The sequence below is a fragment of the Streptosporangium sp. NPDC051022 genome (assembly GCF_040683035.1).
Lineage (GTDB): Bacteria > Actinomycetota > Actinomycetes > Streptosporangiales > Streptosporangiaceae > Streptosporangium.
The window spans coordinates 452,498-466,235 of sequence record NZ_JBFBCF010000003.1; the positions used below are offsets into that span (position 1 = coordinate 452,498).

Annotated in this window: 11 protein-coding genes; 2 read left to right on the forward strand and 9 right to left on the reverse strand. The window is 68.1% G+C overall.

The genetic code is table 11. The features are described 5' to 3' along the window. Nucleotides 1-19: 19 nt before the first annotated feature. From pcp to AB0N02_RS08725, 7 genes are all read right to left on the reverse strand, one after another. Nucleotides 20-640: a pyroglutamyl-peptidase I gene (pcp, locus tag AB0N02_RS08695; protein ID WP_363944065.1), complete on the reverse strand. Its 621-nt coding sequence runs from the start codon at nt 638-640 to the stop codon at nt 20-22. Further along, a complete protein-coding gene (locus AB0N02_RS08700; protein WP_363944067.1) occupies nt 637-1,014 on the reverse strand; it encodes a DUF393 domain-containing protein in 378 nt (125 codons plus the stop codon). Before AB0N02_RS08700 ends, pcp begins: the two co-directional genes overlap by 4 nt. Before the next feature lie 60 nt (nt 1,015-1,074). Further along, nucleotides 1,075-1,992, reverse strand: coding sequence for a hypothetical protein (locus tag AB0N02_RS08705; RefSeq protein ID WP_363944069.1), 918 nt, complete (start codon nt 1,990-1,992; stop codon nt 1,075-1,077). Nucleotides 1,993-2,022: 30 nt separating this feature from the next. Then, nucleotides 2,023-2,898: a hypothetical protein gene (locus AB0N02_RS08710; RefSeq protein ID WP_363944071.1), complete on the reverse strand. Its 876-nt coding sequence runs from the start codon at nt 2,896-2,898 to the stop codon at nt 2,023-2,025. Between the two features lie 209 nt (nt 2,899-3,107). Beyond that, entirely contained in the window at nt 3,108-4,703 is a 1,596-nt protein-coding gene (locus AB0N02_RS08715) for an ABC transporter ATP-binding protein (RefSeq protein ID WP_363944073.1), read from the reverse strand. 116 nt (nt 4,704-4,819) lie between these two features. Further along, a complete protein-coding gene (locus tag AB0N02_RS08720; protein WP_363944075.1) occupies nt 4,820-6,622 on the reverse strand; it encodes an ABC transporter ATP-binding protein in 1,803 nt (600 codons plus the stop codon). 272 nt (nt 6,623-6,894) lie between these two features. Beyond that, nucleotides 6,895-7,044, reverse strand: coding sequence for a hypothetical protein (locus tag AB0N02_RS08725; RefSeq protein WP_363944077.1), 150 nt, complete (start codon nt 7,042-7,044; stop codon nt 6,895-6,897). Between the two features lie 570 nt (nt 7,045-7,614). Between AB0N02_RS08725 and lanL the strand changes: the two genes are divergently transcribed. Further along, nucleotides 7,615-10,437 (forward strand): class IV lanthionine synthetase LanL, encoded by a 2,823-nt coding sequence (lanL, locus tag AB0N02_RS08730; RefSeq protein WP_363944078.1) that lies wholly within the window; start codon nt 7,615-7,617, stop codon nt 10,435-10,437. A gap of 95 nt (nt 10,438-10,532) precedes the next feature. Next, nucleotides 10,533-11,582: an LLM class flavin-dependent oxidoreductase gene (locus AB0N02_RS08735; protein WP_363944233.1), complete on the forward strand. Its 1,050-nt coding sequence runs from the start codon at nt 10,533-10,535 to the stop codon at nt 11,580-11,582. Between the two features lie 118 nt (nt 11,583-11,700). On the opposite strand, the gene tsaD is transcribed toward AB0N02_RS08735, so the two are convergent. Beyond that, on the reverse strand, nt 11,701-12,726 hold the full coding sequence (gene tsaD / locus AB0N02_RS08740; RefSeq protein WP_363944080.1) for a tRNA (adenosine(37)-N6)-threonylcarbamoyltransferase complex transferase subunit TsaD: 1,026 nt from the start codon (nt 12,724-12,726) through the stop codon (nt 11,701-11,703). Between the two features lie 227 nt (nt 12,727-12,953). Next, a complete protein-coding gene (locus AB0N02_RS08745) occupies nt 12,954-13,736 on the reverse strand; it encodes an ABC transporter ATP-binding protein (protein ID WP_363944082.1) in 783 nt (260 codons plus the stop codon). Nucleotides 13,737-13,738 lie beyond the last annotated feature (2 nt).

The window sequence follows — 13,738 nt, forward strand, 5'->3', positions numbered from 1 at the left end:
GCCCGGGGCAGCGCCCGGGTCAGTGCAGGGAGCCGCCGACCAGGCGCAGGTCGTCTCCCACGGAGGCGGCGGCGGTCACGATGGCGGTCAGCGCCGCGGCCGTCATCGCGACCGGCATGGACGGCCGGCTCCCGTCGAGGACCTGCTCGGGGGCGAACGGCACGTGCACGAGGCCGCCGCGGATCCCGGGCCGCTCGGTGGCGATCAGGTGCATCAGGCCGTAGAAGAGGTGGTTGCAGACGAACGTCCCCGCGCTGTACGACACGCTCGCGGGTACCGACGCCGCCCTGGCCGCCGCCACGCAGGCCTTCACCGGCAGCGTGGCGAAGTAGGCGGCGGGGCCGCCGCGCACCACCGGCTCGTCGATGGGCTGCCGTCCCGCGTTGTCGGGGATGCGGGCGTCGTCGAGGTTGACGGCGACCCGCTCGACCGCCACGCCGTCCCTCCCCCCGGCCTGCCCGACGCAGACGACCACCGCCGGATCGTGTTCGAGCACCGCCGCCCGCAGGTGCTCCAGCGTCTCGCCGAACACGCACGGCAGCTGTACGGCCCGCACCCCCGGCACCAGCCGGGCCGCCTCCCACGACGGGTTGATCGAGGCGCCGTCGAACGGCTCGAAGCCGGTGAGCAGGACGGTCATCGCAGGTTCGCGGGCAGGGAGCAGGCGGGGGTGCCGCCGGGAAGGCGGTGCCGGTTGGCCGAAACGAGCCGGTAGCCCCAGTGGGCGGCCCACCGCAGCGGCGGGGTCCGCAGCAGGAACCCGGCCAGGCTCCACGGCGCTCCGGCGGCGATCAGCAGCCGGGCGATCGCCTGGGCGCCGCCGTACACCCGGCCGCGCTCGATCCACAGGACCTCGTGGTCGGCCCGCTCCCATGTGACGCCGAGCGCCGCCAGGTCGGCGCGCTGCCAGGGGAGCGGGCGGGCCCGCAGGCCGATCCTGCGCTCGGCGAACCGGACGCTGGAGGTGCAGAAACCGCAGTCGCCGTCGTACAGCAGCACTGGTTGTCCCGTCATGGAACAGACACTACCCAGATGGTCCGATCAGGATCCCGGCGCCGCGGATCGCGACCGAGATCAGCCGGGGGAGGGGCCGTCGAGGTGGCGGAAGGCCTCGTGCGCCGAGCGGACGCTGTCGCGCAGCGCCCGCTCCAGCCTGCCCGCGTCCCCGGCCAGCCGTTCCAGCTCCGGCACGGCGAACGCGTCGGCGCCGGTTTCGGCCAGGAGCTCCTCGTAGCGGGGAAGCCGGGCCCGCAGCAGCTCGATCTGCTCGTGAGTGCGCAGGGCGCGCTCGGCCTCGGCCACGTGGCCCGCGTAGCGCTCCAGCGCCTCGACCCGCGCGACGACGGCGGCCTCGCCGGCGGCCAGCGCCCGCTCCAGTGGCGCCATCGCGGCGGCCACCTCGGGCGGCCTCTCGCCGAAGGAGAGGTCGTGGTGCTCGGACCGCAGAGCCGAGAGCTTGGCCAGCAGCCGGGCGATCTCCCACTCCTCGGCCGGGAGCATCACCGCGTTGCGCGCGCCGTCGAGCATGCCCAGGGCGTTGACCCGGGAACCGAGCACGTCGTCGACGGCGCTCTGGGCCCGCTCCAGCAACCGGTCCGCGCCGGGGTCGAAATCCTCCGGTAGCAGGTAGCGGCCCTCGTACCGGTGGGCGTTGTCGTGGAGCCCGTCGTCGGCGGGCTCGGCCTCCAGCGGGTCGCGGACGGCGATCAGGCCGACGAGGACCACGAAGACGAGCAGCGTGAACACGAAGAGGGCCAGCTGGCCGTTTTTCGCCAGGAGCAGCAGCAGGCCCAGCAGCAGGAGCCCCGACAGCCCCGCGCAGGCCTTCAGCAGGAGGCCCGGCAGTCTCGTGGCGATCGGCGGGTGCTCGGGTGTCCAGCCGCCGCGGATCCGCGACAGCAGCGGTCCTCCTCGACGGAGGAGGTCGGCGACCTCCTTGGGCACCTCCGGATCGACCGCCACACGCCGCAACGGGACTGCTCCCTTCGTCACCGCCTAGATCGCATATTTCAGGTCATATGGTCATTTGTCGAGATAGCGGAAGGCCTCGTGGGCGGAGCGGACGCTGTCCCGCAGGGCGCGCTGCAGCTGGTCGGCGTCCTCGCTCAGGTTGCCGATCTCCGGGGCGAAGAAGCGGGCGGCACCCGTCTCGGCGACGAGCTGTTCGTACTCCGGCAGCTGCGCGCGCAGCGCCTCGATCTGCCCATGGGAGACGAGGGCGCGGTCGGCCTGCGTCACGTGGCGCGCGTAACGCTCCAGCGCCTCGACCCGCGCGACGACGGCGGCCTCGCTGGCGGCCAGCGCCCGCTCCATCGGCGCCATCGCGGCGGCCACCTCGGGGGTCCGGCCGCCGAGGGTCATGTGACGGTGCCTGGCGCGCAGCTCGGACAGCTTGGTCAGCAGCCGGGCGATCTCCCACTCCTCGGCCGGGAGCATCACCGCGTTGCGCACGCTGTCAAGCATGCCCATGACGTTGACGCGGGAGCGCAGGATGTGGTCGATCGCCCGCTGGGTCCGCCCGAGCAGTCCCCTGGCCCCGTGGTCGAAGTCCTCCAGGATCAGGTAGTGCCCCTGGTAATGGCGCGTGTGCCGGTACAGCACGCGTTCGACGGAGTCGGCGGGGGCGGGCTTGGCAGCGAAGTAGACGATGGCGAGGATGAACAGGCAGATGATGGCGGCGGTCAGGGAGAAGGCCACCGGCACGCCGACGAGCGCCGTGCCTCCCAGGCCCAGCAGCATCGTGCTTCCGAAGGCGGCCAGGAGCGCGGTCGGGACCTGCGACGAGCCGTTGGGTTCCGGATTCCAGCCGGATCTGAATCTGTGGAGCAACTGCCCGTTCCGGCGCATGAGGTTGGCGACGTCAGCCGGTACCCCCGGATCGACCACCACGCGGTGCACGGGCTCGCCCCCTCCTTCACGCCGCGAAGAGCGTGTGATCAACCGGTTTTACGGTATGCGTCCCTCCATGTTGCCTCCTAGAAGGTAAGAGTCGCGTGCAAAAAACGCGACCGTGATGTTTCGGGCGGACGGATCCCGCCGGCCCGGCCGGAGCACCGACCCCCGGCTCCGGCGGCGGCAGTCGCCGGGCTGTGTCGTCGCGGATCGGTTCAGTGGTTCGGCGCACTTCCGTACAGCTCCTCGTAGGTTCCGAACCGGGTCTCGGAGCCGTCCATCATCATGATGCGATCGGCGCGGAGGGCGGAGGCCTGACTGTGGGCGATGACGACGAGGGTTCGTGACACTCTCCGGAACGCCGCCTCGGCCCGGGCCGCACTCCCGGCGTCAAGGGCGCTGGTGGCCTCGTCGAGTATGACGACCGAAGCGGGCGTCACCAATGCCCGAGCCAGAGCGATGAGCTGTCTCTCGGACGCCGGCAGCTCGACCGCGTTGAGAACACCGTCGAGCCCGTCGCCGTGCGCTTCCAGAACGCTCTCGCCTCCCACTGCGACCATGGCGGCGATGATGTCCTGGTCTGTGGCGTCCGGGTGGAGGTATTTCACGTTGTCTCGCAGCGTGGCCGTGAAGATATACGCCTCCTGGGGGACGAAAACGATATGGCGGCGCGCCTCTTGGTGACTCATGGAGAAATCGCGGTCGATTCCGAAGGCGATGCGCCCGGACCGGGGAGCGGCAAGACCGACCAACAGGTCCGCCAGGGTCGACTTGCCCACGCCACTGGGGCCCACGACCGCCACGTGTTCCCCCGGTGCGATGAGCGCGGACAGATCCTTCACGATCGGGGCCGCGCGTTCCCCGTACGCATAGGTGAGCCGATCCAGTTTCAGGGCCAAGGGCGTGGAAGTTCTTCCGGGTCGGCGCGGGGGAAGATCGGGATTCGTTTCAGACGGCGGGTGCGAATGCGACTCGCTCACAAGGCGAGACAGTGTGACGGACAGCGGTATCCCGATTGATATGACGTTCTGTGACAACGAGCGCAATGTCGGAGCGAGATGTGCCGACAGGTAGGTCACGGCGCCGACCAACCCGCCCAGCTCGATCCGCCCGCTTCGAACGAGGAAGGGGGCGGTGACGAGAAGGACGACAACGGGGAGGTATCCGCCCACGGCGAGGACCATGCCCCGCGCGGCGCCCGCCCGGGCGAGTGAGCGGGTCAAAGCCGCCTGTTCGTCGACCGCGTCGCAGGTCTCCGCTGCGAGCCGCGGGGCGGCTCCACTCGCGAGGGCGTCCCGCGCACCGAGTACCAACGTCTGCAGCCGTTCGGAGATCTCCTCACCGGCCACCACAGCCTTGCGTTGAATCGTGTGAACCGCCTTGGCCTGCCACCAGAGAAGCAGCATCGACACCGCGGCCGCGACGCCCGCGACCAGAGCCACGAACCAGGTGAGCGTACTCAAGCCGATCAACGCCGCGATGACTGTGAGCAGCGAGCCGAGCACGGCGGAAAGGGCCGCCCCGGTGAGCCGGCGGACCTGCTCGGTGTACGCCGTGAGCTGGGTGACCGCCGGATCCCGGTGGCGTGTCACGGTCAGTGACGCACCCGAGCGGCGCAGTGCTCGCCGGACCGCCGCATCCACCACGCGCCGCATGAGAGTTTCCCGTAGCGGTTCGACGATGTCGCCGAGTTTCGCGACCGCGTTGCGGGAGCCGACCGCGCCTGCGAGAAGACCGATGCCGAGGCCGCCGAGCCACTGCCAGGCGCGGTCCGGAGAGCCCCGCAGAGCGGCGTCGATGGCCCTGCCCACGAAAACTCCGCTGATCAAGGGCGGTATGGCGGACAGGAGGGACCATGCGACGAAAGCACCGACGTCCCGGCGGTGATCTGCGAGCCGGCTGAAGAGGAAGGAGAAATGAGCGCGGCTCACCGGCGGTCTCCGGCACGCACGCCACCGGGGACCCCTGTGCCGGGTTCCTGCGAGAGGATCTGCTGATAGGCCGGGAATCTCATCAATCTTTCGTGTGTGTCGATTTCCATGACCTTCCCGTCGCTCAGCCACAGGACGGCGTCGGCGCCGCCGGCCAGCCGAGGTCGATTGGATATGAACAGTCGCGTGCGATGCCGGAGCGAACGTTCCATCGATGTGGCGACGCGCTCCTCCGTCGCGCTGTCCAGACTTGACGTCGCGTCCTCGAACACGATGAACGGCGCCCCGTGGAGGATCGCCCTCGCGATTCCCAGGCGCTGCAGTTCTCCGCCGGACAGGGTCAGATCCTTTGTGGGGCTTTCGTAACCCTCCGGTAGGCGCGCGATCAGACGATCGATGTCCGCCGTCCGGGCGGCCCGGACCACGTCGGCGTGTTCAGCCTCGGGGACTCCGTAGGTCAATGTTTCGCCGATCGTGGCACCCAGCAGGAAGGGCCGTGCGAAAGCCACCGACACGCTTCCCGGGGAAGGGGGAGAGCCGTCGATCCTTACCGAACCGGACTGTATTCGGCGGAGGCCGGACACTGCCTGGACGAGAAAAGAGGCTCCGCTGTCCGGGGAACCCACCACCGCCAGCGACGTTCCCGCCGGAATGACGAAGCTGACTCCGTCGAGCACCTTCTGGTCGTTCCGCATCACAACCAGTTCGTCGACGACGACGGTGGGTGCCTTCCCGGCGACGGCCCCGCCCGCGGATCGCGGCGTCCGCGCGGGGGACACGACCGTCTGCACATCACGCAGTGGCCGTAGTTCGAGAACCTCCGCGACACGGGCCACGGCGGCGCGGCTCGGCGACAGCGACGTCACCTGGCTGGAGAAGCCCGTGGCCAGTGTGGCGTATCCGGCCACGGCGAGCACATCACCGGCGTGCAGGTTTCCCTGGTGAACGTCGACCACGGCGGTCGCGAGGATCGCCAGCACACCGACCGCGGAGAGGCAGGCCGTCCACCACACACTCCGGGCCGCCACGCGCCAACCGGCCTGGCCCGCTCGGAGCAGATCCGGCAGCGGGGAGAGAATCCGTTCCCTCTCCTGCCGTTGCGTACCGCTGGCCCGTACGGTCCTCGCGCCGAGCAGGCTCTCCGTGAGGAAACCCGCGGTTCTGCCCATGTCCTCGCGGTACTCACGGAAGACCTGCCGCCCGGCCTGGGAGGAGCGCCGGGCCACCAGCGACATCGTGGGTATGACCACCACGAAGACCAGGACGAGGCGCCAGTCGAGAAACCCGAGAGCCAGAATCGCGCCGGCGGCCGTCAGGAAGTCGAAAGCAGTGTTCATGACCACATAGGCGGTTTCTGCGGCGACCGCGGCGTCGTCTCCCACCCGGACGGCCAGGTCACCCGCCGGGTAACGTTCTTGAGCCTGCGGGCCGGCCGCCGCGATGCGACCGACCATCGCCCTGCGGAGCCAACGCGAGGAGCAGGCGACCGAGGAGTTTTTCGCCAAACTGGCAAAGGCTGTGGCGAGAACGTTCAACGTGAGAAGTATCACGACATCGCGAACCCGCGTCGAGGCGACGCTCTGTGCGCCGTCTTGACGGAGGAGGGCGTTGATCGCCGCAGCCAGCGCGGACGGCAGGAGGAGCGTTGTGGCGACCGACAGTCCACCGGTCAAAAAATAAAGCCCGTTCCACTGCCATGCGTGGAGTGCGATGTCCAGCAACCGCACCGGACGGGCATGGGACTGTTCTTCCACAGGTGGGCTTTCCAACGTGGCCGCCGTGTCGTCATGGCGATGCATGATGTTCCTCGCGGGGGCTGCCGGACAATGCGGACGCCGGACGGTGGCCGCCGCGAACCGTTCCGGCGGCGGATTCCCGCCGGTCGGTGATGTCCGGTCTTCGGGAAACCCGAGGTGGCGTGGACGAACTGCGGTGGCCCCGGACATCAGGGGCCACCGCAGCGGTCGGTCGCGAGCTTCGGAGGGCTGTCGACAACTCAGGTTGAGATACGAGATCTCACAAGAGAGCGAACTCTCGAACCGACCTCACGCCGGCAAGTCGGCGGTACGGGTCAGATCGTCCACCGATGGCTGCTGAAGCTGGAGGTGGCGAGGCAGGCCCGAACCTCGCGCTTCTCCCGGTCGACCTCGGCCTCGGGGAGACGGATCAGCATTTCGAGCAGCTCGATGTCGTCGAGCACGTCGGCTTCGAAAGTGTTCATGGTGAATCCCTTTCTGCTGAACGGGAAAACTGAATCGACTGATCGAAGAGTTCACATATGGCAAAGCGGTGAATCCCCCGACCCCCGCATCCCGTCGACGTAGACATGGAAATCGGCTGAGGAACTGCAACGAAGCAGATGCTCAACGCCATTCTCGCCGGTCGGCCGGATGCGGAACTTCAACAGATGCTGACAGGGGTCGACAGCGCTGGCAAGTAACGGAATTGAGACAGTCGATGTAACAGAACCAGGACAATCGATGTTGGCCGATCAGACTTGATCACTTTGTGGCATCGTGTTAAAGAGGTGTCACCAAACGCGTCGATCGCCGGCTCGCGGGAAAGCCGACCCGGTTGGGAAGGGGCGTTTTCGAGCCGGCGATGATCACGGAGTCGGTATTGTCTGCCGGGGGGAGCGGACTGTGGGCTCAAGGCTGATGCCCGCAGCCCATGAGCAACCATGGCACCTTTCGAGACGGGGCTCTTTCCATTGCCCGGGGCCGGCGTGGCATCGGCCCGTGGACATCGTCGCGCGCCTGGCCGTGAAGTGCGGCCGGGCTTACGGAGAAAATTGTCGGCCGACGGCCGTGAAATCCGCCCGACAGCAACGGAAATGGAATGGACCATGCAGGAGGAACGGGATGATGCGCGACTCCGCGATATGGCGCGGAACACCCTCGGGAATGGCTGGACCGCCGTGGACGGCGAGTACTGGCATGAGATGCGGCCGCAGGACCTGGTGGGCCGTGTCCAAGGATGGAAGATTCATCTGTCGGCGATCCCGGACACGGCCGAGGAGGTTCTGCGCCGAACCCTGGACGTTCTTGGCTCCGAGCGCTGTGCTTTCAAGTTCGTGCGTTCGGTCGGTGACCTGCGCTCCTCGCTTTCTCGTGCTTTCGAAAAGTCGGCCAGTGGAAAATTTATTACGATATATCCCGCCGACGAGGACAGGTTTCTCGCCCTTGTCGGGTTGCTCGACGATGCGACCAGTCATTTGCCCGGTCCCAGAATCCAGTCCGACCGCAGGCTGTCGCCGTCCAGCCTGGTTCACTATCGCTACGGTGGTTTCACCCCGATTCGTCGGCTGACGGACATGGGCGGTGAACAGGACATGCTCGTGACGCCCAGCGGGGATCTCGTGGTCGATGAACGGGTGCCGTATTTCGCTCCGCCCGCGTGGGCCGTGAATCCTCTTCCGTCGCCGACGAGGAAGGCCGCCACTGATTCCGGATCCACACCGCGCGATCCACGGCTGAACGGACGTTATGTCGTGGTGGAGGCGATCCGTCACACCAACAGGGGCGGAATCTATCGTGCCCTGGACACCGTGGACGACTCAAGAGTGATAATAAAACAGGCGCGGCCGTACATCGATGTCAGCGCCGTCGGCGACGCCCAGGACCTGCTGCGCAACGAGGCCGCCATCCTGACCCGCTTGCATGCGACAGGGCTCACCGCTCTCCTCGTCGACCAGTTCGCCGTTGGCGAGGACCTTTTCGTCGTGCAGCAGGAGCTTCCGGGCAAGAGCGTGGAGGACTGGGTTCTCAGCGGGTCTCTGCGTGGGAGAAGTCTGGACCCGTCGGATGTCCTGGCCTGCTGCCGCAATCTCGTGGATCTGGTGGCGCGCGTCCATGCGGAAGGCATCGTGATTCAGGATTTGACGCCTTCGAACGTGCTCAGGTCCGAGGACGGGGCACTGATGCTGATAGACCTCGAAGCGGCAGGTCCCGTAGGAGAGATCACCAGCGCACTGACGACACCTTCCTACAGGGCTCCCGAGCGGGAAGTGACCGGGGGAGAAATGCCGTCTGCGAGCACCGGGGCCGATCTGTACAGCCTGGGAGCGGTCATCTGCTTCCTGGCTCTCGAGCAGGAACCGTACCTTTTCCCCGACGAGAAATCAGAGCGCGAGAACACCGAGCGACTCGGCGCGTGGCTTTCCGTTGCGGCACGCGATGGGATGGTCCTGGCCGAAGCACTCTCCCCTCTGATCCTCGGGCTCATGGACGCCGACCCCGGTGGGCGATGGAGTCTCGAACGGGCGTCCCGGTTTCTCGCCGATCTCCGCGGCGGCTGTCACCGTGCCCCGGATGCTTCTCCGGCTCCGGAAGGCCTCGACGCCGCGGTACGTGGAACGCTCATGTACCTGATCGATGAACAACGGCCCCACGCCACTGAGATGTGGCCGGTGGGGGCGCCGGGAGGCGGCCTCTATCCGGCTTCCGTCATGTACGGGGCCTCAGGAGTGGCGGCGGCTCTGCTGAGAGCACACTCGCTGGAAGAGAAGGGGTTGATCGCCCTTTCGGGGGACACGAGTCGAAATGAGCTGGCCAAAGCGGTCGAGGCCGCCAACCGCTGGTACGACCTGCGCCTGTCCAGGCGGGGCCGGCGCATCCTGCCCGGCCTGTACGCCGGCCACGCGGGACTGGCGTGGACGGCCTTCGATCTCGCGACCGCCGTGGGAGACGAGGTCAATCAGTGCCGCGCCGTCGAGCTCGCCAAGGCTCTGCCGGTGAGCTGGCACAACCCGGATGTGTACCACGGGCTCGCCGGAGCCGGTCTGGCACTCCTGCACCTGTGGCGGGCCACAGGTGACGAGCAGTTGGGGCAGCGGGCCCGCCTGTGCGCGGACTCGATCGTCGACGCCGCGATCGTGCGCGAGGGACGGACCTACTGGCCGTTGCCCGCCGGGCGCGCGGCCGCACACGGCCCGACGTCGAAGAGCGCGATTTATCAGGGCTTCGCACACGGGACCGCAGGAGTGGGGACCTTCCTGCTGCTGTCCGCACGGGAGTGGGGGGACTCCCGGCATCTGGAGTTCGCGCTGAAAGCGGGGGACAGTCTCACCGGTAATGTGACGAAGGAAACCGACTGGAACGGTCAGCCGCTCGAATCCGCCTGGTGGGACGCGGATCCGACGACACCGGGAGAGCGTCATGCCAGTTGGTGCCATGGATCAGCGGGTATAGGAGGTTTTCTCCTCCGGCTGTGGCAACACTCCGGCGACACCCGCCATCGCGTACTCGCGGAACAGGCGGGCGCGGCGGTCCGTATGTCCGCCCGGCACTCGGGCGGTGGGGCCTGCCACGGACTCACGGGCGCCGGACACTTCCTGCTCGATCTCGCCGATGCCCTGGACGACCCTCGATACCGGGAGTGGTCCGTCGACGTCGCCGAATGGCTGACAGTACGCCATGCCCACATCGAACAGATGCCGGTAGCGGGGATCGAGCCCCTCGACCCGAAGACCAAGAGCCTTGACTTCGCCTCCGGAAGCGCGGGTGATCTCGACTTCCTCCTCCGCCTGAGGTTCGGTGGCCGGGCTCCGTGGATGCCGCCCCTCGAAACACCCGCTGATCGTGCGCTCCGATTCCGCGATTCGCGTCGGCCCTGAATTCCAGAGGAGTTGGAAAGTTGACAGCCTTTGCGGCTTCGACCGCCGGCACACCCGCGACCGCGGAGTCTCCTCCGCCGGCACCCCCCTTCCTCCTGTCCGTCCTCGACCTCGTTCCGGTGGGCAGCGGGCAGTACGTCTCGGACGCCCTTGAGGCCGGCGCGCGTCTGGCCATGCTGGCGGAATCCCGCGGATACCATCGATACTGGGTCGCCGAGCACCACGGCTCAGCCGCGACGGCGAGCTCGTCTCCCGCGATCCTCCTGGCCTATCTGGCCGCGCGCACCTCACGACTGCGTCTCGGGTCGGGCGGTGTCATGCTCCCGAACTACGCGCCGCTCGTCGTCGCCGAACAGTTCGGCATGCTCGAAGCCCTCGCGCCGGGGCGCATAGACCTCGGAATCGGTCGTGCCTTCGGCACTGACAAGAAGAGTGCCGCAGCACTACGGCGGGACGGAAAAGAGCAGCAGGGAAACGACTTTCCGCAGCAGGTCGCGGAACTGACCGCGTTCCTTGACGGTTCGTTTCCCGAGGACCATCCGTACAGTGAGATTCCCGCGATACCGGGTCCGCTGAACAACGCGCCTTCCGCCCTGTCCGGCGGCTCCGGGCGGCCACCCCTCTACATTCTTGGGAGCAGCGTGAACAGCGGCCGTCTCGCCGGCTCGCTGGGCCTCCCGTACTGCTACGCGCACCACATCGATTCAGGTTCGATGGATCCCGCGCTCGCCGCCTATCGTGAGTGCTTCGAACCGTCGGCGGCTCTCTCCGACCCGTATGTCGTCGTCGCGACGACCGCCTTCGCCGCCGACGATCCGCGAGTCGCCATCACCCAGCTGTACACGGGTGAACTCACCCATCTCCTGAAAGGAAAAGGAGTCAATCAAGCCGTCCCGTCCCCCAGGGAGGCGCAGACGCATCGCCTCACCGACGCTGAGAGGCTGTCGTTCGCCCGTGCCCTGCGGGTGTGCGCACAGGGAACTCCGGAAGAGGTGAGAAAGAGCCTCTGGGAACTGGTCCAGCGGACGGGGGCCGACGAGGTCATGATCACTTCCTTCACCCACGACACCGATCTGCGCCTTCGTTCATACGAGCTGATAGCCGACGAGTTCAACATCGCGACCGACGGGCAGGGGTCCAAGTGATCGACTTCACTCATGTCGAGACCACCAGGGGATATCGAGTTCGATCGGCCGGTGTCGGCCTGACCGGTCGAAGCCGTCACACACGAGCGCTCCGTTGTTCTTCGTGGTGACCTGTCGGTCAGATGCGGCCAGGGGTGAGGAAGGCTCTGGTCAGCGGGGCCGACGGATCGGCCGCCAGAGCGAACGGCGACGGTGGCGTGTTCGCGGAGATGAGGAGATCCCCGACGGCCGCGATCATCGCTCCGTTGTCGGTGCACAACTGCGGGCGGGGCACGCGCAGCGTGATGCCGGCGGTGGCGCACCGTTCGGCGGCGACCTGCCGGAGCCTGCTGTTGGCGGCGACCCCACCGGCGATCAGCAGGGTGTCCACGTCGTGGGCGAGGCAGGCCTTGACGGCCTTGTGGGTCAGAACGTCCACGACCGCCTCTTGGAAGGAGGCGGCGATGTCGGCCACGGCCTGCCCGGAACCCCGCTCGACGTGCCGGGCGACGGCGCTTTTGAGCCCGGAGAAGGAGAAGTCGTAGCCGGAGTCGAGCATCGCGCGCGGGAAGGGAATCCTTCCGGGGTTCGCGTCGCGGGCGATCCTGTCGATGACGGGCCCGCCGGGGTAGGGCAGCCCGAGAATCCGCGCGACCTTGTCGAACGCCTCACCGGCGGCGTCGTCGCGGGTGTCGCCGAGGTGCACGATCGGGTCGCGGACCAGGTCGCCGAGCAGGAGCAGCGACGTGTGGCCGCCGGAGACGATGAGCGCGACCGACCTCGGCGGCAGCGGTCCGTGCTCCAGGGTGTCGGCGGCCACGTGTCCGGCCAGATGGTGCACACCGTACAGCGGCTTGCCCAGGGCCAGCGCGTACGCCTTGGCCGCGGCGAGCCCGGTCTGCAGCGCGGTGGCCAGGCCGGGCCCCGAGGTGACCGCGATGGCGTCCACGTCGCCCGGGCCGATTCCGGCCTGCTCGAAGGCGGCCGTCACACACGGCACCATCGCCTCGAGATGCGCCCGGGCGGCGATCTCGGGCACCACGCCGCCGAAGCGGATGTGCTCGTCCATCGAGGAGGACAGCGCGGCCCCCAGGAGCCGGCCGTCGGCGACGATCCCGACGCCGGTCTCGTCGCACGAGGTCTCGATGCCCAAGACGATCGCCATGCCACCCCTCTAATCGCTAGTTATTTGCAACTACGAATGATAGGCAACAATGGTGGACGCTGTCGGCGGTTGCGGATTCCGGAGACGGACGATGCGAACGGCAGAGGTCAAGCGGCGCTTCCTGGCCTGCTTCGAGGCGGCGGGGCACGAGATCGCGCGCAACCGGTCCATGGAGGTGCCGGGCCCGTGTGGGCCGTGCTCGGACCAACGCCGGGGAACATCGGCTCTCACGGACCGGCGCTGTCCCGGGGGCGGAGGATGAGGTGGGGAGTGCCGGTGCCTGGCGTGCGGGTGACGTGGGCGTCGACGCCGAACACCTCCCTGACGAGTGGCGGGGTGAGGATGTCGCACGGGGGGCCGTGCGCGACGACACGTCCCTCGGCGAGGACGTAGAGGTGGTCGCAGTAGGTGGCGGCCAGGTTGAGGTCGTGCAGAGCGGCGACGACGGTGGTGCCGGTCGAGGTGACCAGGTCGAGCAGTTCGAACTGGTGACGGACGTCCAGGTGGTTGGTGGGTTCGTCGAGCACCAGGACGGGTGCTCGCTGGGCGAGGGCACGGGCGAGCAGTACGCGCTGTTTCTCACCGCCGGACAGGGTGGTGTAGCGGCGGTGGGCGAGATGGACGACGCCGGTGTGCATGAGGGCGTCGGCGACGATGGCGGTGTCCTCGGCGGTGTCCGGGGCGAAGGGACGCTTGTGCGGGGTGCGCCCCATCGCGGCCATCTCCCAGGCCGTGACGTCGAAGTCGGAGCGGGTCTCCTGGGGCAGCGCGGCGACCAACTGGGCGGCGCGGCGCGGGGTGAGCCGCCACAGGTCCTCGCCGTCGACGGTGATGCTGCCCCCGGCAAGGGGAAGGTGCCGGTACACGGCCCGCAGGAGGGTGCTCTTGCCGCTGCCGTTCGGACCGATGATCCCGACGCGCCGGCCGGACGGCACGGTGAGGTCGACGCCGGTGACGACCGGGGTTCCGGCGATGGTGACACGCACGTCGTGCAGGTTCAGGTCCGCCATGG

Coding starts and splice junctions, on each gene's coding strand:
- pcp (WP_363944065.1), bottom strand. CDS start 640: ATGACCGTCCTGCTCACCGGCTTCGAGCCGTTCGACGGCGCCTCGATC.
- AB0N02_RS08700 (WP_363944067.1), bottom strand. CDS start 1,014: ATGACGGGACAACCAGTGCTGCTGTACGACGGCGACTGCGGTTTCTGC.
- AB0N02_RS08720 (WP_363944075.1), bottom strand. CDS start 6,622: ATGCATCGCCATGACGACACGGCGGCCACGTTGGAAAGCCCACCTGTG.
- AB0N02_RS08725 (WP_363944077.1), bottom strand. CDS start 7,044: ATGAACACTTTCGAAGCCGACGTGCTCGACGACATCGAGCTGCTCGAA.
- tsaD (WP_363944080.1), bottom strand. CDS start 12,726: ATGGCGATCGTCTTGGGCATCGAGACCTCGTGCGACGAGACCGGCGTC.
- AB0N02_RS08745 (WP_363944082.1), bottom strand. CDS start 13,736: ATGGCGGACCTGAACCTGCACGACGTGCGTGTCACCATCGCCGGAACC.